Origin of the sequence: Paraperibacillus marinus (assembly GCF_046237605.1) — a bacterium.
Classification (GTDB): Bacteria; Bacillota; Bacilli; order Bacillales; family DSM-1321; genus Paraperibacillus; species Paraperibacillus marinus.
This window is the reverse complement of sequence record NZ_CP143542.1, coordinates 3,842,076-3,859,948: the sequence shown is the minus strand read 5'-3', so window position 1 is coordinate 3,859,948 and position 17,873 is coordinate 3,842,076. Positions and strand designations below refer to the sequence as shown.

Genomic DNA, 17,873 nt, shown 5'->3' with positions numbered 1-17,873 from the left:
TGAACTTATGTCTAAACATGAAAATAAACTAAAAAACATTCCATTCTCGGTCCTTGATCTTTCACCGATAACAGCCGGAAGTACTCCTGCTGACTCTTTCCGCCATACATTGGAACTCGCACAGCTTGCTGAAACACTGGGTTACAATCGTTTTTGGCTCGCAGAACATCATAATATGCCGTTTATAGCCAGTTCCGCCACTTCTGTGGTGATGTCCCATGTGGCAGCCGGTACATCAAAAATCCGGATTGGTTCAGGAGGAATCATGCTGCCCAATCACGCACCGCTCGTCATCGCTGAGCAGTTTGGCACTCTTGAATCATTATATCCCGGGCGAATTGACCTTGGTCTGGGGCGGGCACCCGGTACAGATCAGGGGACCGCTCGTGCATTGAGACGTGACTTGGGAAGTACCGGAGATGACTTTCCTGAGCAATTAGCGGAACTCAGAGGTTACTTTGATCCATCCCTGGCACAAGGCAACCCTATAAAAGCGATTCCAGGTGAGGGTTTGAATATTCCAATCTGGCTCCTGGGTTCAAGCGGCTTCAGTGCACAGCTGGCCGGAGAACTGGGTTTGCCATTCGCGTTTGCCTCCCATTTCTCGCCACTTAACACTCTGGGTGCACTAAATATCTATCGCAATGCGTTCAAGCCTTCAAATGTTCTCGATAAGCCGTATGCGATGGTGGCATTGAATATCATTACAGCAGAAACGGATAAAGAGGCAAAGCGCCTTTTTACAACAATACAGCAGCAATTTTTGAATCTGATGAGTGGCAGCCTTACACCGCTTCAACCACCGGTAGATGACATATCAGAAGTGGCCGGCAGCTACCAATTAAAGGCTCTCGAGCAGCAATTAGGCTCATCGATTGTTGGCAGCCAGCAGACGGTAAAGGACAAGCTGGATACATTTTTGGAGGAGAGCCGGGCAGATGAAATCATGGCCATTGCCCAGGTTTACGACCACAAAGATCGCCTGCACTCATACAAGCTTCTGGCAGAAATTACAAAACGCGAAAGGTAAAAAGGAAGACATCAGCAATGATGCTTTTTTGATTCTTCCAAGGCATTGAATATGGATGAAACCGTGTAATCAGGCTATGAGGTTGTATACAGATTCCTTACTTAAAATGATAGGAGATAATGATATGAACTGCAAAATTAACCGAAATGCTGCTAAAGTGCTGAAACAAATGCTGGAAAGTGAAGAGGCTGAAGGGAAAATGGTTCGTGTCTACGTTACATTGGACCATGGGGACCATGCCCATTATGAAGTAAAACTTGATACGCCCACGGACCATGATGAAATTGTGAAAACAGACAAAGGCATTGATGTTTTACTTGATAAAAGGGAACCGTTTTTAGATGGGGTTTGGATTAAGTACTTCTATGTGCCGCAAGCAGGATTTGAGATCACGAATTCTTCCAAAGGGCATCACCATCATTAAACACGTGACAGAGCGATACTAAGCGTTTTTATACCTCATATATCTAGCAGTAACATATACTACACACAGTAGATTACTTGTATTTATTGTGTTAAATGAGAATAATACCAATGATGCTTTTACAATTATAAGGAGGCTTTCATAATGAGCAAAAAAATCGCTACACTAATAACAGACTTATTTGAAGACGTAGAATTCACAGAACCAGCACAAGCATTTAAAGATGCTGGTCATCAAGTGATCACAATCGACATCCAGGCTGGAAAAGATATTGCTGGTAAAAAAGGTGAAGCAGTGAAAATAGATAAAGGAATTGGGGAAGTTAATCCTCAAGACTTTGATGCCTTATTCATCCCTGGCGGCTTCTCTCCCGATTTATTACGTGAAGACGATCGTTTCGGTGAATTCGCAAAAGCATTTATACAAGAAGATAAACCTGTGTTTGCCATTTGCCATGGCCCACAAGTATTAATTGATACAGACTTATTAAAAGGTGTCGACATAACAGGTTTCAAATCAATAAGGAACGATCTCAAAAATGCAGGTGCTAACTACAAAGATGAAGAAGTTGTGGTAAGCAATAATATTGTAACAAGCCGTTTTCCGGATGACATTCCTGCCTTTAATCGTGAATCCTTAAAATTATTAGCTGAATAATAGCGTAAGTAGTCAATAATATCGTTTTAGAAATTAATATTTCCCATAGAATTTCAATACAAAAAAGGGTTTTAATAAGAGAGGGGTTTTACTATGTCATTAAATGGTAAACGAGTAGTTGTTTTAGGGGGTACTTCTGGTATTGGTTTAGCAACTGCCAAAGCGTTTCTCGATCAATCAGCTCAAGTGATCATTGCCAGCCGTTCTGTTTCCAAATTAAATGAAGCAAAACAAGTTCTTGGCGGTAATGTAGAAGGACATGAAATCGATTTTCGAAGCGAAGAAAAAGTAGCAGAATTTTTCAGCAAGGTTGGAAAATTTGACCATCTTGTGGTAACAGCGGGAGAAGGAGCAATGGGACATTTTAGCGAATTGCCTGTGGCAAGTGCTAAAGAGGCGTTTGATAGTAAGTTCTGGGGGCAATATATTGCCGCCCGTTCAGCACTTCCATATTTAAACAATGAGAGCTCAATTACCTTAACCTCTGGTGTATATGGCGTTCGTCCTCCCGAAGGAGCTACTACGCTCGCGGCAATCAATTCAGCCATTGATGGATTGGTTCGAGGACTTTCCGTGGACCTGGCCCCTATTAGGGTAAATGTGGTTTCACCTGGAATTGTAGACACTCCAATCTATGCTGGAATGCCAGATGATCAGAGGCAGGCACTGTTCAACGGCATTGCACAACAGCTTCCTGTTGGACGGATTGCAAAGCCGGAAGACATAGCTGAAACCTATGTATACCTTGCAAAAAGTGGTTTTACTACTGGTACGGCTGTTCTGATTGATGGTGGAGCCCACTTAGTATAAGGGCCTGAATAGATCTTGAACGGAAGCTTATCACCCTGCCAGGCAGCGGTTCTGACTAAAAAAGAAATAAAATAAGAATTAAAGTAATTTACCGGTGGCAATACTGTAAAAGAGTATTGCCGCCTTTTTTGTTATAAGGTGCAAAAAAAAGATACAACAGGAAGTGATTATTAATGAGTGTACAGGACGAAAATAAATTAACAAAAATAAGAAATTCCCTTGAAAGTAGAGTAGTTACATTGCCTGATGGAACTTCTCTGCCAAGAATAGGACAAGGAACTTGGTACATGGGAGAAAATCCTCAAATGAGAGAAAGGGAAATCAAAGCTTTACAACTCGGAATAGAGTTAGGCATGAAACTAATAGATACGGCTGAAATGTATGGTGATGGTGATTCTGAACGTTTAGTAGGGGAAGCAATTAAAGGACGTAGAGATGACGTCTTTTTAGTATCAAAGGTATATCCTCATCATGCAGGATTAGATATGATTGCCAAAGCGTGTGAAAACAGTCTAAAAAGGCTGGGAACCAATCATCTTGATTTGTACCTTTTACACTGGCGGGGACGTGTGCCATTAGCAGAAACCGTTGAAGGAATGGAAAAGCTGCGCAAGGAAGGGAAAATAGTAAGGTGGGGAGTCTCCAATTTTGATACCGATGATATGAAAGAGTTATGGGACACCACTAATGGGAAAAACTGTATGACTAATCAAGTATTATATCATCTTGGTTCAAGGGGTATAGAGTATGATCTCTTGCCATGGCAGCGAGAACATCACATGCCTATTATGGCATATAGCCCGCTAGCTCAAGGAGGTTCTCTAAGAAGACAGCTGTTAACAGATCCAACCATTTTACAGATTGCAGATAAATACGCTGTACAACCTTTACAAATCGCTCTTGCCTGGACAATCCGTACTAACAATTGTCTGGCTATTCCAAAAGCTGTTCAAGAAGAACATGTACTAGCAAATGCGGAAGCCGCTACTATTGAATTTACAGAAGAGGATTTAAATAGACTTAATGAAGTATTTCCTCAACCGACTAGAAAAATGCCTTTGGACATTTTATAGAATTTTAGAGAATAGACGAGAGAGAAGCGATTGAATCTGTATGTCAACAGAGGTATTGGAAGATTTACTCCAGATGCGGCGCCGGGAAGGGTCCCGGCTCGCCCGCGGAAACCAGGCACATGGAGCCAATTGCTTTTTAATCATGAGCCCTCCCTCAACCACCCATAACTGAGTAAGGGGTGATTCAGGTGTTGGACCGTATTCACATGGACAAAAGGTACTTATTATCGACAGTTTTTTCAGCCATCCTGCCTGCTTGTAAAGCAGGCGGTCATAGGATAAAGGTTCAAAATACAGTATATCTTTTTCCAATCGCTTTTACTAATAAGGAAAAGGACAAAATGCGAGAGCACATGATGTATGAGAGGCCGGGGGTTAGTCACCCCTCCAGCCCTATTATTTAATTCTTTAAACGCCGGAAAAAATGAAAAGACATTCTATATGAATGCCCTTTATATTAACAGTCGATATTTGATTTTTTACCAATATCCTTAACAACATCCTCGAGCATCACGTTACCCAATACCTTCTCCATTGCTAACTGTGCAGCTGAAAATATCGGCTCAATTGTGTTTTGGATGTGCCTTCCCACCGGACAGTCGGGGTTAGGATTTTCATGCATTCCAAACAACTCATTATCTTGTACAACATTAACAGCCTTGTATACGTCAAGGAGTGTAATTTCCGACATTTTCTTGGCAAGTTTGGCTCCTGCGATTCCTGGATGCACTTCGACCAATCCTGCTTTCTTTAACATCCCCATAAGTTTCCTGATTACAGCGGGGTTCGTGTTGACGCTTGAAGCGAGAAAATCGGAAGAGCTAATCCCTTCTTTATTAAACTCAATCAACGACAATATATGAATTCCTACAGAAAATCGACTGCTGATGGACATAAAGCATCCCTTCCGTTTGTAATTAATTCGATTACAGGTTTATTATACCTTAAAACCATGAAGAATAACAAAGGACAAAAAGTTCTATAGTTGACTTGACGCAAACTTGTAATTATAATGATTACAGGTAATTAAATCAGTTACAATTTTAAAACGAATCCAGGAGGGATATTTTATGAAATTGTTAGTTACAGGCGCCACTGGAAAACTTGGAACAAAAATCGTTGATACCTTATTAAACACTGTACCAGTTGAGCAAGTGGCTGTCAGTGTCCGCAACACTGAAAAAGCTGCAGAATTAAAAGCCCGCGGAGTAGACGTCCGGCAAGGTGATTTTGACAGCCCGGAAACATTGGATACAGCATTTGCCGGAATCGACCGCTTGTTAATCATTTCAGCTGACGGTGACAATGAAACAAGAATCCGCCAGCATATAAATGCGGTTGCTGCAGCGGAACGCTCGGGTGTTAAATTTATTGCATATACAAGTATAGCTAATGCTCCTGAAAGCACTAATCTAATGGCTCCGCCCCATATTGCTACGGAAGCAGCCATCAAGAAAACGGGTATCCCTTATTCATTCCTTCGCAATAACTGGTACCTAGAGAATGAAATTCCAACCATCCAGGCTGTCATGGCTGGGGCACCATGGGTTACCTCAGCAGGTAATGGCAAGGTAGGATGGGCAACGCAGCGTGATTATGCAGAAGCTGCTGCTGCAGTTCTTTCCGGTAAGGGCCACGAAAACACAATCTACGAACTGTCAGGGAAGTTATTGACCCAGGAAGAACTTGTGTCCGAACTAGGCAATGTCCTGGGTAAAGATATCAATGTGCAGCAGGTAAATGACACTGCCTATGCGGCTATCATGAAAGATGCAGGTCTCCCTGACTTCATCCTCCCGCTTCTAGTCGGTATTCAGGAAAGCATTCGGAACGGTTCTTTGGAAATTGAAAGCAATGATTTCGAAAAGATTCTTGGACGTCCAGCTACTCCGGTCAAAGAGGCATTGACTGAAATGGTTAAAGAAATTTCCAGACCAAATAAATAAAACAAAATTCAACATGCCTTTCCTAAATAGAAATGGCCAGTTTTTGGTTCATTATTTTTTCAAAACGTGAGGGTTCTTCTTTATATACCCCAATGATGACACCAGGCATACGCCTTTCATGTATATCGTTTTGGTACATTTGGAAAAACCCTGTTTATCAGATAGTTGCGGCATACTAAGCCTCTCTAAGCTTTTTTAAAAGAACCATTACTTATCAAAAGGGTATCCATGCAGATCGCATCTGCCATTCCATTAAGTCTTTCCAGAGATCAGGCGTAAAGGGAAAATCGGGAGTCCGGCCAGCCAGCTTGCCGTATGGCTTATTGTGATTATCCTAATCGTCCGGCTGAAGGTTATCCTAGGCGTAACGGCATTCCTTACTATCCCTGCTCTGTCAAATACGCTCATAGATACAATTGGGATAGTAATGTTTGCTGGCTTGATTATTCTGGGCGCAGCAAGGAATAAAAAACAGTCTGGTTAGCACTTGCTAATCGTTAAAAAAATATAGAAATAACGATGCGTTGGTCCATGAGGATTAACGTCTTTTTTTTGATTACTAACTCATTCTTTATTCTGCTTATGGAATGTATTATATTGGTAAATAAAGGGTATTAAATAATGAACATGATCGGCAGAAAAGATAGCGCCTTCTTTTCATACCCGCAATCGGAAAGAGGGGAATTTTAATATGATTGATACAGGCTTTAATCCATTTCTTACTATTAAACAGCCACAGCCTCTAGGACCTGGTTCCTTTGAAATGGCTCTGCCTCTAGTCCAAGCTTTGAACCTGCAGCCAGGAATGCGCATTTTGGAGGTCGGAGCCGGTTCTGGGCAGATCGCGGCTGCCCTCGCGAAATATTGGGGAGTTTCCGTTGTAACATTAGAACCCTGGGAAGATTTAAACGCGATCCACCTCCATGCAAATGAAGAAAGTGTCGGAAATCAAGTTCTTGCTGTGAATGCTGCAGCGCAGGCATTGCCTTTTGCAGAATCTTCCTTCGATGCAGTTCTAAGCATTGGTTCGTTCTTTATGATAGCTGATGAGCGTCCCCGGGCACTGAGAGAACTAATCCGTGTGGCAAAACGCAAAGCTCATATTGGAATTGCGGAACCAATGTGCAGGACCAACCATGCACCAGAGGATATTACCCATTTTGAAATATACAAGAGTTATAGGAAGTGGTTACAAACAGTTCAGTGGAATTCCACTTTGTTTAATCAAAACGGCCTGGAGATCACCGAAGCCAGTTATTTTGAAAATGGGTACCAAATGTGGGTGGACAATCTGATTTACTATGATGGTGAAAAGGATATTATCCTGAAGGATGGAGGGAGATGGCTGTCTACCGGGATGGTTGTAGGCAAGAAAAATTGAGCGAAGGGTGAGAGAAGAAATAACGCGCAGCATGTGTAGATACATTTAGCCCCCTCTTTGTAAATGTCCGAAAAGGGCCGAAAATATAAAGAGGGTCAATCCTGATTTGGTGACGGATATGGAACGGACTGAGTCTTTTTTGTGATGATTAACGTATTTAGCGGTGAAGGAATGCAGTCTATGTAGTGTCGCCTCCAATAAAGGTTATCACCATGTCTTTGAAGAACTCTATTAGAGAAGGTTTTATGTAAGGGGGAATTCCATGGAATATGCAGAACTTGAGAAGCATATTCTCCAGCTGGAAAAGCGGCTGATGACCTGCGAATATAACGAATTAAACGAGCTCCTGGCAGATGAATTCATGGAATTCGGAAGCTCTGGAAATACATATGATAAAAAGGCCCAGCTGGAAGCCTCGGGTAGAACGGACGGCGGTGTCATAAAATTTACCGTAACGGAGTTCAAGCTCGACATGCTGGCCTCTGATATCGTGCTGGCCACATATAGGACGTACAGGCATCATGATGGAAAGCATGCACTCAGGAGTTCCATTTGGAAACACAGCGGCGGCAGCTGGCAGATGCACTTTCATCAAGGAACACCAGCCGGGCCATTAGAAAATTGCATCAAGATTTCAAACTGAATGAATTTACATATCAAACAGTACGTTTAATACGAGAATTGATATGAACAAGATCAAAATTACTACCCATACTCGACTTGCTTTTATATCATCATTTGAATTGATTTTTTGTCGTTTTAATCTATATAAATTTTGAACTTTTCTTTGCTTTTGGATTTTATCATATTTCTCTAGACTCATTTAATTTCCCTCCCTTTTGTCGTGGAGATCCAATCAGCGACCTTTTAGAATAAAATTTTACCATAATTGGCTTATTTTTTAGCCGATTAACTGCAGCATGACGAGATATTAAGATTGGAAGTGCCACTTTGACAGAAAAAACAGTAAAAGAATATTTGGCCGATAGGTACGGTAATTTCAAACCGGTTCGCCTGACTGGCGGATACACAAATGAAACCTTTTTATTAGAAGGAACACAGCCGCTCCTTGTTGCAAAGGCTGCCAGACCTTCCAGCCGCGGCCTGGAAAATGAAATAATTAGCCTGAGGTTGATGGAACAAACAGGTGTGGTTCCGAAAATCTATGATCATATAAAAGAGAACGACATCCAGATCAGTGTGATGGACTATAGGGAAGGCATGAACGGGCAGTCCCTTTTAGACAATAATGATATCGAGAGAACGAAAGAGTTGTATAAAAGCTTGGGAAAATCACTGTCTGAAAGTATCCATTCCATAAAGTATGATTTCACTCCTCATGGGATAAAAGAATGTGATTTCCATCAATTGAATTTCCATTTGAATTTTGTACCTGATCACCTTATACAAACCTCAAAAGATTTAGTAGGAAAAATCACCGATCGCAAAGAAGATTGGGTGCTGACACATGGCGATTACGGCATGCACAATGTCTTATATGGGGATGACGGCACGCTGACTGTACTAGACTGGGAATGGGCCGAGTGGGCGAGCCCGCTGACCGATATAGCCTGGGTATGCTGGTTTACAAGGCTTCATTATCCGGAGCATGCAGGAACATTAAATCCAATCTTCCTCCAAGAATATCAAAAACACCTCCCTATTGAATTATCACCTGAAAAATTGAATGCATATGGTGTATATAAAGTCTGGAAGGTTCTGCAGAAGGTGCAGGGAGCACCAAAAGATGCTCAGGAGGAATGGGTGAGGCGGCTGGCATGGACCATAGGAGCAAATTTTATATAGACTGTGGCACTATCCTATTGGAAGATCAAGTAATGTACTCTTTCTGCAATATCTGCATGTTTGTAAGTGCTGGAAAAAACAGCATAAAGGAAATCACTCCCTATACAATCCGAATGGATTTGTATGAACAGAAATTTTTTAACAATGGAGAACTTCACGAAAGAAGTTCTCCATTGTTACTGCTGCAAATCGTGCTGTCATAAATTATATTCCTTAACCTGGCTGCTTTCTGAATAGTAGATACATAAAGTAGGGAGCGCCAATCAAGGCAGCCATTATACCGACTGGCATGCCGTTGGGTTCAACCAGGTTTCGGGCCAGACTGTCGGCAAACAATAAGAACCAGCCCCCAATCAGTATCGCGATCGGAATAAACAGCTTGTTTCTTGGGCCCACTAACGCTTTGGCCATATGCGGAGCGATTAATCCAACAAACGATATGCCGCCGGTTACAGACACGGCAGAGGCAGCCAGGGCTACAGCGGTCACTAATAAAACGATTCTTTCCCGATTGATTGAAACCCCGATGCCTATGGCTGAGATCTCGCTTAGAGAAAGGAGATCCAGCCGGTAGGATTTATAAAGGGTGAAAGGAATCAAAATGGCCAGCCATGGAAGAAGGGCCCATATAAATGGCCAATCAGCTCCCCAGATATTGCCCGCCAGCCACTTAGCGATAAAGTCTACTTTTTCCCGTTCAGCAGACGAAATAAGGACAATCATGGCTCCCGAAAGAGCAAGGGATACCCCGATCCCGACCAGTACAAGCCTGATTGGCTGCAAACCTTTATGTTTGTCATGTGAAAATAAATAGATTAATGCTGCGGTAAGCAATGCACCAATCAAGGCGGCCAGGGGAAGCATGTAAATGAACGAGCCTGCTTCAATCGGGAAAAACAAGAAGAAGATGGCTACCGCCAGGCCTGCACCCGAATTAATGCCCATAATCCCGGGGTCGGCTAAATCATTACGGGTGATTCCCTGCAAAATGCATCCGGACAGGGCAAGCGCCATGCCGGCGAGGATAGTAATGATAATACGCGGCAGCCGGAGGGAGAACAGCACGAATTCCTCACTAAAGGTCCCGTGGCCAAAAAGGACAGGAAACAGCCTGTCAAAGGTGAGTGAGGAAGGTCCCCAGCTCATGCTGATGACAGAGGTAACGAGTGTAAGAATGGCAAAAAGGAAAAACAGGCAGCGCTGTTTCTTGATTAAAGCGGGCTGGATCATGAGAAAACACGGCCTCCTTTACGAACAATGAAAAGGAAAAAGGGCAGTCCCATTGCCGCAACAATGGCAGCCGCCGGCACTTCATAGGGAGCATAAATCGTCCGGCCCAATGTATCGGCCAGCAGCATGAAAGTGGCTCCGCAAATGGCACTCATGGGTATTACATAGCGGTAATCCATGCCGACAACTGCCCGGACAATATGGGGAATCATCAAGCCGATAAAAGCCAGATTTCCCACCAGCGCTACAGCTGCACCGGCTAAAAGAATGATGACGGCAAAGAGGACGGCTTTAATCTTTGGTATGTTCTGCCCGAGGCCAATGGCTGTTTCCTCACTGAGACTCAATACAGTAAGCTGTTTTGACAGAATAAAAGATATGATAATGCCCCCCATTATGACAGGGACAATGATCTGGAGCTGGCTCCAGGAAGTCCCGGCAGTTCCTGCCGAGGTCCACATCGTCACGTCTTTTGATAGTTTAAAAAGATAGCTTACGGCCTCCGCTACAGCATATAAAAAGGCTGAAACTGCCGCCCCTGCCAACACAATCCGCAGGGGAGAAAATCCCCCTCTGTTTAAAGAACCTAAGCCAAATACAAAAGCTGTGCCGGCGGCCGCTCCGATGAAACTGGCAATGGTGATCACTATAAAGTCCGCAGAAGGAATAAAGGCAAGGGTAATGGCGAGCGCTGCATTGGCACCGGCTGTTAATCCCAACAGGCCTGGATCAGCCAGCGGGTTTCTCGTCATGCCCTGCATGATGGCCCCGGCCACAGCTAAAGCAGCCCCAGATACCATTGCGCCAACTTCTCTTGGAATACGGATTTCCCGCAATATGAGCACAGCATCTGTTTTTGCACTGGTAGTCAGTGCGAGCCAGACATCACGTACTGTTGTATCGGCGGCACCGAGTGTCAGGGCAGCAAAGAACATACCTGCGAATAGGAGTAACCCTGCCCCCAATTTGTAACCAAAAGGGAAAAGATGGGGATCATTATGCGACTTCATTTTCATCATCTCCTTCTAAAAAGAAGAGGAATTCTGCTGACGAGAATTCCTCTCTTGCCTTCTATTACTCTGCATCCAGGAAGGACTTTTTAAAGAACTCCAATTGTTTATCCAATGTCACTGGATCACTGAAGGATGCACCGTTTCCTTCCATTTCAAAGACACGATTGTTTTTGACGGCCGGAATATTCTTATAGGTCTGTGTTTTTTGGAATGAAGTATCAGCATCAGAGTACTTGCTTAGGATCATATAATCTCCGGCATACTGTGGAAGTACTTCTGCCGAGATGGCATAGTATCCGGATTTCAGTGCCATTTCCTTGACCTTATCAGGCATCTTCAAGTTCATGGCCTGATATAGGATCTCTGTTCCGCGTGCCCAGTTGTTGCCGAATACATAAAGCTCCTTGCCATATGTTTCAACAACTGAAACTGTAGCGTCTTCGCCGATTTTTGCACGAATGTCTTCGCCTGCAGCCTTGGAGCGGACTTTAAAATCTTCCACCCATTTCTTTGCTTCCTTTTCCTTGTTTAATAGCTTCCCAATTTCAACATGCTGGGAGAGATAATCCAGCTTACCCCAGGTATAAGTGACCGTCGGAGCAATCTTTTTTAATTTATCAAGGTTTTTGACTGTGGAAAGTCCTATTATCAAATCAGGTTTTAGTTCAATGATCTTCTCCAGGTTCTCCTCAGACACCTCTGCTGCATCTGCCAGTTCGTTTTTGAAAGTGGGGTTATTCTTGGACCACACGTCCACTCCCGCTACATCGACGCCCAATGAGATCACATTGCCAGTGAAGCCGGAAAGCAATACTACACGTTTTGGATTGGCCGGAACCTCTACAGGCCCATTTTCGGATTTGTAAGTAAACGTCTTCGGCTTATTTTTTTCTTTCGTGGCATTCGCTTTTTCAGTATTGCCGGAATTACCGCAGCCGCTAATTAGTAGAACCAAGAGCAATATAATCGGTAGTGCAATCTTTTTCATTTTGGTATTCTCCTTTTAATAGATTATATGTAAGACACATCGGCTTGTTTGTCCGGGGATCTCTGCCAATTTCAGCGTCTATTTGGAACACTTCTCTTAACACATCACGTGTCATGACTTCCTCGCAATTTCCAGCCTTGACGATCCGGCCCTCCTTAAGCGCAATTAAATAATCGGCAAAGCGGGCAGCATGGTTGAGGTCATGGAGGACCATAACAATGGTGCGCCCCTGTTCTTTATTCAGTTTTTGAAGCAGCTCCAATACCTCTAGCTGGTGGGCCATATCCAGGTAGGTGGTCGGTTCATCCAGGAATATAATGTCTGTTTCCTGAGCCAGGGCCATGGCGATCCATACCCGCTGGCGCTGTCCGCCTGATAAGGCATCAAGGGAGCGGAATTTAAATTCCTTTGTACCGGTGACTTCAAGTGCCCATTCTATGACACTGTAATCTTTTTTGGTCAATCGTCCCAGTCTCTGCTGATAGGGAAAGCGGCCATAGGAAACCAGTTCTCCTGCTGTCAGGCCGGATGAACTTTCCGGTGTTTGAGGCAGGATGGCCATTTTTTGGGCGATCAGCTTGGTGTGCAGATCCGTGATATTTTTCCCGTCCAGAACAACTGTCCCTGCCTGGGGCGGGAGGATCCTCGTAATCGCTTTCAACAAAGTGGACTTGCCGCAGCCATTAGAGCCGATTATGGCTGTGATTTTCTGGTCAGGGATTTTCACGCTCAAATTTTCCACAATCGATCGATCATCATAGCCAATATGTAAGTGCTTTGTATATAAACGGACCATTGGCCGCCTCCTTTTTGAGGTATATGATAATGATTATCATTTTCATGATACACAACTAATCATATGGTCCTGGGTTCCAGGCTGTCAACAACTTTTTGAATTAAATAAAAGAAGGAAAAAAGCTCAAAGATATGTCCAAAAAAAAATAAATGGTAATGATAATCGTTATCATTTACAATGAATATAATTAAGAAAACGGAGCGAGGGGTGTGACGGGGATGGAGCAGAGGGATATTTATGATGTAACAATAATCGGCGGCGGTCCGGCAGGGCTGTATTCTGCCTTTTACAGCGGTTTGAGGGAAATGAAGACAAAACTCATAGAGTTTCAGCCGCAGCTGGGCGGGAAAATTCATGTATATCCTGAAAAGATGATTTGGGATGTGGGAGGCTTGACGCCCCTTCCTGGAGCAAAATTAATTCATCAGCTTGTTGAACAGGGGTTAACATTCGATCCGACCGTCGTCTTAAATGAAAAAGTAGAGGGAATCCGCAGGGATGAAGAAGGTATTTTTGTATTAACAGGATCCTCTGGAAATACACATTATTCAAAAACAGTCATTCTGTCAGTCGGAAGCGGAATATTAAAGCCGCAAAAGCTGAAAATTGAAGGCGCTGAAAGATACGAAGTGTCCAACCTGAATTACACAGTCAAATCCCTGAAGCATTTTAAAGATAAAATTGTAATCATCTCAGGAGGGGGGAACTCTGCGGTTGATTGGGCAAATGAGCTGGAACCGATTGCAGCCCAGGTGCTGATCATCTGCCGCAAAGGGGCACTTTCAGGTCATGAAGCGCAGGCTGCCCAGCTGGCAAATAGTTCAGTGACCGCGATTTATCATTCTTCCATTACCAAGCTGATTGCAGGTGACGATCAGGAAAAAATCGAGCGGGTAGAACTGACTAATCATGTTACTGACGAGATACAGTATCTTTCCGTGGATGAAGTGATCATTAATCACGGCTATGAACAAGATACAGGCTTAGTAAAAAACAGTGAAGTAGAAATTAACATGATTGAAGACTTTTATATTGCCGGCAATTCGGGCAGTGAGACATCTGTGAAGGGACTTTATGCAGCCGGAGATATATTGAAGCATGATGGCAAAGTCCATTTAATAGCCGGTGCCTTCCAGGATGCGGCCAATGCCGTTAACAGGGCCAAGCAGTTCATACAGCCGGATGCTGCACAAACCGCCATGGTATCTTCCCATAATGAAGTGTTCAAAAAGCGAAACCGGGAATTGGTGAAGCAAATGGTGAGGTAAAAAGGATTAGCCGGCTGTCAGTAATGTTTTGCTGAAACTGACTTCGAAGACTCTAGAATGACAGTATTAATGCAGGACTCCTCCCCCTCCCTTGTTAGTTTCGTTTTCGAAGCGGGTATACTCCTTTAAGGTAAATACTGCTAGAACGAACTAGGGGGAACTTATACATGCAATTTTTAGAGAACTTCAGCCCGGTCACCCAGGCGCTCTTCGCCACACTATTTACCTGGGGGATGACCGCATTGGGGGCTGCCATCGTATTTGCTGCCAAAACGGTACACACAAAAATTTTGGATGGGATGCTGGGGTTTGCTGCAGGAGTCATGATCGCGGCCAGTTATTGGTCCCTGCTTTCCCCTGCAATCGAAATGTCGGAGAATCATGCAATAGGAGCTTGGTTTCCGGCAGCATCCGGTTTTCTCTTAGGGGGCCTTTTTTTATGGGGGATCAATAAGGTCATTCCCCATCAGCATCCAAGCGGATCGGGAGGTAAATCCGAGGGATATCGTTCGAAGGGCAGGAAGAGAAGCACGCTGCTGGTGCTCGCTATCACCCTGCACAATATACCGGAGGGCCTGGCGGTGGGGATCGCCTTCGGTGCACTCGCAAACGGCGGGACAGAAGCCACCTTGGCAGGAGCCGTCACCCTGGCGCTCGGGATCGGCATCCAGAACTTCCCGGAAGGCGTGGCCGTTTCCATGCCTTTAAGAGGCGAAGGGATGTCCCGGCGGAAGAGCTTCCTGTATGGACAATTTTCCGGAATGGTTGAGCCCGTCGCCGCAGTCATCGGCGCTCTTGCCGTATCCTTCATTGAACCGCTGCTGCCCTATGCCTTGAGTTTTGCAGCTGGTGCCATGATCTTTGTAGTGGCGGAAGAAGTAATTCCCGGCTCGCAGGAAAACGGGCATAAGGATTTAGCAGCCATGAGCCTGATGATTGGTTTCGTCCTGATGATGATCCTGGATGTGGCGTTGGGGTAATAAATCATAGGCAGCTTCATGGCTAGGAGCATCTGCAGAGGAAATTAATCCACTTCCTCAAAGCAGTAAGGTCTATTCAAAAAATCGCAGGGTGTAAAGAAAGAGCATTTTCCAGTAATGGGAAATGCTCTTTCTTTCATTAAAGCTATGTTTAATAATAATGTTGATAAATGACCATAAAAAATAAGGACCGGATTTAAGGTCCTTTGTTTTAAATCCAAATACAACGTAAGCACCCTTTAGCTTGTATAAATAATTTCATAAACTTCAAATTCATTTTCAATAATTCAGGAATGCTGCCTGTTTGTTCCATAGAGTAAAAGGCATCACTTCATAAAGAAATGCCGCCATTAACTTAAGCACTTAGCTTTATACTCTTCCTTGGAGTTCAAATCTTTTTAATAATTGGTTTCTTTGGATGTGATATAAATTTTGCAGTTGAAGGACGTTCTGAAAAGCCATTACTATTATCAATTTTGGTAGAAAATTGTCATACTTAAACGAGCTAATTCATTTCTTGTATTCAGGTATGAGTGCGGTCTATCAGCCTTAAACCTAATTGAATCACCTTTATTCAATTTATAGTTCGTCCCATTTAAACTTATAAGGACTTCGCCATCAAAAACAGTAATAAATTCCTCTGTCCCCTCCTTATGTCCAATCGAATCTAATTTTCCCTCTGGTTCAATCTCTACTGAGTATATTTCAAATTTTTTATCCTCTGAAAACGGAAATGTGGAGAAAACTCTGTACTTCCCATCGTCCTCTGATAAAACTTGAACATCACTTCGCAAGACGACTTTTGCTTCAGTTTCCGGAGCATTTATTAATGATGTAAAAGAAATTTTTAGCCCATTCGCTATTTTCCAAATGGTTGTTATAGTTGGACTTGATTCGCCTCTTTCAATTTGACCTATCATAGCTTTACTTACACCGCTAAGTTCAGAGACCTTTTCTAAACTTAGCTTTTGTTTCTCTCGTATAGCCTTCAGATTTCTCCCTAATGTTTTCTGGATTTCTTCCATAACATCCCCTCCTTATTATTTACAGTATAACATTCATAATGTACAATATAACGTATATATGCCATAACGCACAATTGTAAAATATAACGCACGATAACTAAGGGGGAGCTCAACTTATGCCTTTTTTACCATTTCTTTTATTTGTCATAATAAGCAGCTTTACACCGGGACCAAATAATTTTATGGCAATGTCATTTGCGTCTAAATATGGATTTAAGAAGACAATCACATTTTGTATAGGGGTTGGGTTAGGTTTTTTTATACTTGTATTACTATGCAGTATTTTTAACCATCTACTTATAAAGGTTTTGCCAATAATTAAAACACCCTTAACTATTTTGGGTGTTGGTTATCTGTTATATTTAGCATTCAAAACGCTTACGGACAAAGGAACTAATAATAACGGGATTGATAACGATGCTAATAGAAGCCTTTTTGTGATTGGGTTCTTTGTTCAGTTTATTAATCCAAAAGGCATTCTATTTGGAATTACAGTAGTATCATCATTTATTCATCCTTATTTCAATTCTTACTTTATTTACTTTTTTTATTCTCTATTTTTAGGTGTTGTGGGTTTTGTCAGTTCGTCTAGTTGGAGTTTATTTGGGACTATCTTTCAGAATTTTTTAGTTAGATACAGAAGTGTATTTAACTTTATAATGGCTTTATTATTAGTCTATAGTGCTATCTCAATAATTAACCATTAGACCAAGAAAAGCCGCAAGGAGCTGATCTCCTGCGGTTTTTTATATTAACTTCTCTGATATAACTCCTTATACAGCAAACCCGCGGAAAGCGAGTGCCTCTCGCTGCAAACCACTTTTTTATTCAACAGCCACAATGAATGATAGAACATCCTGTAAAAACATTATTTAATTGTTCTTTTTTAATAAAAGTTTATTGTAAAACAATAAATATTATGGTAAATTCAAAATGAAAACAAAATAGCGAGGTGTTTGTTTATGAAACTCGGTTCAACCCTCTTTTTAAAAACAGCCCTGCTTTTTATCGGTGCCCCCATCCTTGCTCTTTGCATATTCCTGGTGCCCGAGATTGCAGAATTTGCAGGAAGTTTGTATCAGGATAAGGTGTATATAAAATTCTTTGTGTATGCCCTTTTTTATGCAGCCACGGTCCCTTTTTACATAGCCCTGTATCAGGCATTCAGACTTTTAAGCTATATAGACCGGAATGAAGCATTCTCGGAATTATCGGTGAGAGCTTTGAAGATTATCAAATACTGTGCCATTACAATAAGCATCCTGTTTACAGCAGGCTTGCCTCTCTTTTATCTCGTCGCCGAGAAGGACGATGCACCGGGGGTCATTCTGATCGGGATGGTTCTCATTTTTGCATCAATGGTCATCGCAGTCTTTGCAGCTGTCCTTCAAAGACTGCTGCAGGAAGCCATCACGATAAAATCAGAAAATGACTTAACGGTCTGAG

General features: G+C 42.8%; 19 protein-coding genes. 13 read left to right on the top strand and 6 right to left on the bottom strand.

Going from position 1 to position 17,873, the window contains the following annotated elements; translation table 11 throughout:
* The first annotated feature begins 7 nt into the window (after positions 1-7).
* The 5 genes from V1498_RS19555 (at position 8) to V1498_RS19535 (ending at position 3,994) form a co-directional block, all read left to right on the top strand.
* Positions 8-1,030, top strand: coding sequence for an LLM class flavin-dependent oxidoreductase (locus V1498_RS19555; protein ID WP_409295611.1), 1,023 nt, complete (start codon positions 8-10; stop codon positions 1,028-1,030).
* Between the two features lie 124 nt (positions 1,031-1,154).
* A complete protein-coding gene (locus tag V1498_RS19550; protein ID WP_409295609.1) occupies positions 1,155-1,454 on the top strand; it encodes an iron-sulfur cluster assembly accessory protein in 300 nt (99 codons plus the stop codon).
* Positions 1,455-1,598: 144 nt separating this feature from the next.
* The gene (locus V1498_RS19545; RefSeq protein WP_409295607.1) at positions 1,599-2,111 is read left to right on the top strand and encodes a type 1 glutamine amidotransferase domain-containing protein; all 513 of its coding nucleotides are present in this window, start codon (positions 1,599-1,601) and stop codon (positions 2,109-2,111) included.
* 93 nt (positions 2,112-2,204) lie between these two features.
* Positions 2,205-2,921, top strand: coding sequence for an SDR family oxidoreductase (locus V1498_RS19540; protein ID WP_409295605.1), 717 nt, complete (start codon positions 2,205-2,207; stop codon positions 2,919-2,921).
* A 173-nt stretch (positions 2,922-3,094) separates the two neighbouring features.
* Positions 3,095-3,994, top strand: a complete 900-nt coding sequence (locus V1498_RS19535; protein ID WP_409295603.1) for an aldo/keto reductase — start codon at positions 3,095-3,097, stop codon at positions 3,992-3,994.
* Between the two features lie 457 nt (positions 3,995-4,451).
* On the opposite strand, the gene V1498_RS19530 is transcribed toward V1498_RS19535, so the two are convergent.
* Positions 4,452-4,889, bottom strand: coding sequence for an Rrf2 family transcriptional regulator (locus V1498_RS19530; protein WP_403152724.1), 438 nt, complete (start codon positions 4,887-4,889; stop codon positions 4,452-4,454).
* A 175-nt stretch (positions 4,890-5,064) separates the two neighbouring features.
* On the opposite strand from V1498_RS19530, the gene V1498_RS19525 reads away from it, so the two are divergent.
* The 4 genes from V1498_RS19525 to V1498_RS19510 all read left to right on the top strand — a co-directional run bounded on the left by V1498_RS19525 (position 5,065) and on the right by V1498_RS19510 (position 9,127).
* A complete protein-coding gene (locus V1498_RS19525) occupies positions 5,065-5,940 on the top strand; it encodes an SDR family oxidoreductase (RefSeq protein WP_409295600.1) in 876 nt (291 codons plus the stop codon).
* Between the two features lie 691 nt (positions 5,941-6,631).
* Positions 6,632-7,321 carry a class I SAM-dependent methyltransferase gene (locus tag V1498_RS19520; protein ID WP_409295599.1) on the top strand — a complete coding sequence of 230 codons (690 nt, stop codon included), beginning with the start codon at positions 6,632-6,634 and terminating at the stop codon, positions 7,319-7,321.
* Between the two features lie 262 nt (positions 7,322-7,583).
* On the top strand, positions 7,584-7,964 hold the full coding sequence (locus tag V1498_RS19515; protein WP_409295597.1) for a DUF4440 domain-containing protein: 381 nt from the start codon (positions 7,584-7,586) through the stop codon (positions 7,962-7,964).
* A 308-nt stretch (positions 7,965-8,272) separates the two neighbouring features.
* Complete coding sequence (locus V1498_RS19510) at positions 8,273-9,127, top strand: phosphotransferase family protein (RefSeq protein WP_409295596.1); 855 nt, start codon at positions 8,273-8,275, stop codon at positions 9,125-9,127.
* 213 nt (positions 9,128-9,340) lie between these two features.
* On the opposite strand, the gene V1498_RS19505 is transcribed toward V1498_RS19510, so the two are convergent.
* The 4 genes from V1498_RS19505 to V1498_RS19490 form a co-directional block, all read right to left on the bottom strand.
* Entirely contained in the window at positions 9,341-10,357 is a 1,017-nt protein-coding gene (locus V1498_RS19505; protein ID WP_409295594.1) for a FecCD family ABC transporter permease, read from the bottom strand.
* Complete coding sequence (locus tag V1498_RS19500) at positions 10,354-11,367, bottom strand: FecCD family ABC transporter permease (RefSeq protein WP_409295593.1); 1,014 nt, start codon at positions 11,365-11,367, stop codon at positions 10,354-10,356. Before V1498_RS19500 ends, V1498_RS19505 begins: the two co-directional genes overlap by 4 nt.
* Positions 11,368-11,431: 64 nt before the next feature.
* Positions 11,432-12,358 (bottom strand): iron-hydroxamate ABC transporter substrate-binding protein, encoded by a 927-nt coding sequence (locus tag V1498_RS19495; protein WP_409295591.1) that lies wholly within the window; start codon positions 12,356-12,358, stop codon positions 11,432-11,434.
* Entirely contained in the window at positions 12,309-13,154 is an 846-nt protein-coding gene (locus V1498_RS19490; protein WP_409295589.1) for an ABC transporter ATP-binding protein, read from the bottom strand. Before V1498_RS19490 ends, V1498_RS19495 begins: the two co-directional genes overlap by 50 nt.
* A gap of 218 nt (positions 13,155-13,372) precedes the next feature.
* Between V1498_RS19490 and V1498_RS19485 the strand changes: the two genes are divergently transcribed.
* Positions 13,373-14,422 (top strand): NAD(P)/FAD-dependent oxidoreductase, encoded by a 1,050-nt coding sequence (locus tag V1498_RS19485; protein WP_409295587.1) that lies wholly within the window; start codon positions 13,373-13,375, stop codon positions 14,420-14,422.
* A gap of 167 nt (positions 14,423-14,589) precedes the next feature.
* A complete protein-coding gene (locus V1498_RS19480; RefSeq protein WP_409295585.1) occupies positions 14,590-15,402 on the top strand; it encodes a ZIP family metal transporter in 813 nt (270 codons plus the stop codon).
* Positions 15,403-15,872: 470 nt separating this feature from the next.
* Here the strand turns inward: V1498_RS19480 and V1498_RS19475 are convergent, their stop codons facing one another.
* Positions 15,873-16,427: a helix-turn-helix domain-containing protein gene (locus V1498_RS19475; protein WP_409295583.1), complete on the bottom strand. Its 555-nt coding sequence runs from the start codon at positions 16,425-16,427 to the stop codon at positions 15,873-15,875.
* A 116-nt stretch (positions 16,428-16,543) separates the two neighbouring features.
* Here V1498_RS19475 and V1498_RS19470 point away from each other — a divergent pair, with 116 nt between their 5' ends.
* Together V1498_RS19470 and V1498_RS19465 are read left to right on the top strand one after the other, a co-directional pair.
* Positions 16,544-17,134 (top strand): LysE family translocator, encoded by a 591-nt coding sequence (locus V1498_RS19470; RefSeq protein WP_409295581.1) that lies wholly within the window; start codon positions 16,544-16,546, stop codon positions 17,132-17,134.
* 255 nt (positions 17,135-17,389) lie between these two features.
* A complete protein-coding gene (locus tag V1498_RS19465) occupies positions 17,390-17,872 on the top strand; it encodes a DUF2975 domain-containing protein (RefSeq protein WP_409295579.1) in 483 nt (160 codons plus the stop codon).
* Position 17,873: the final 1 nt, after the last annotated feature.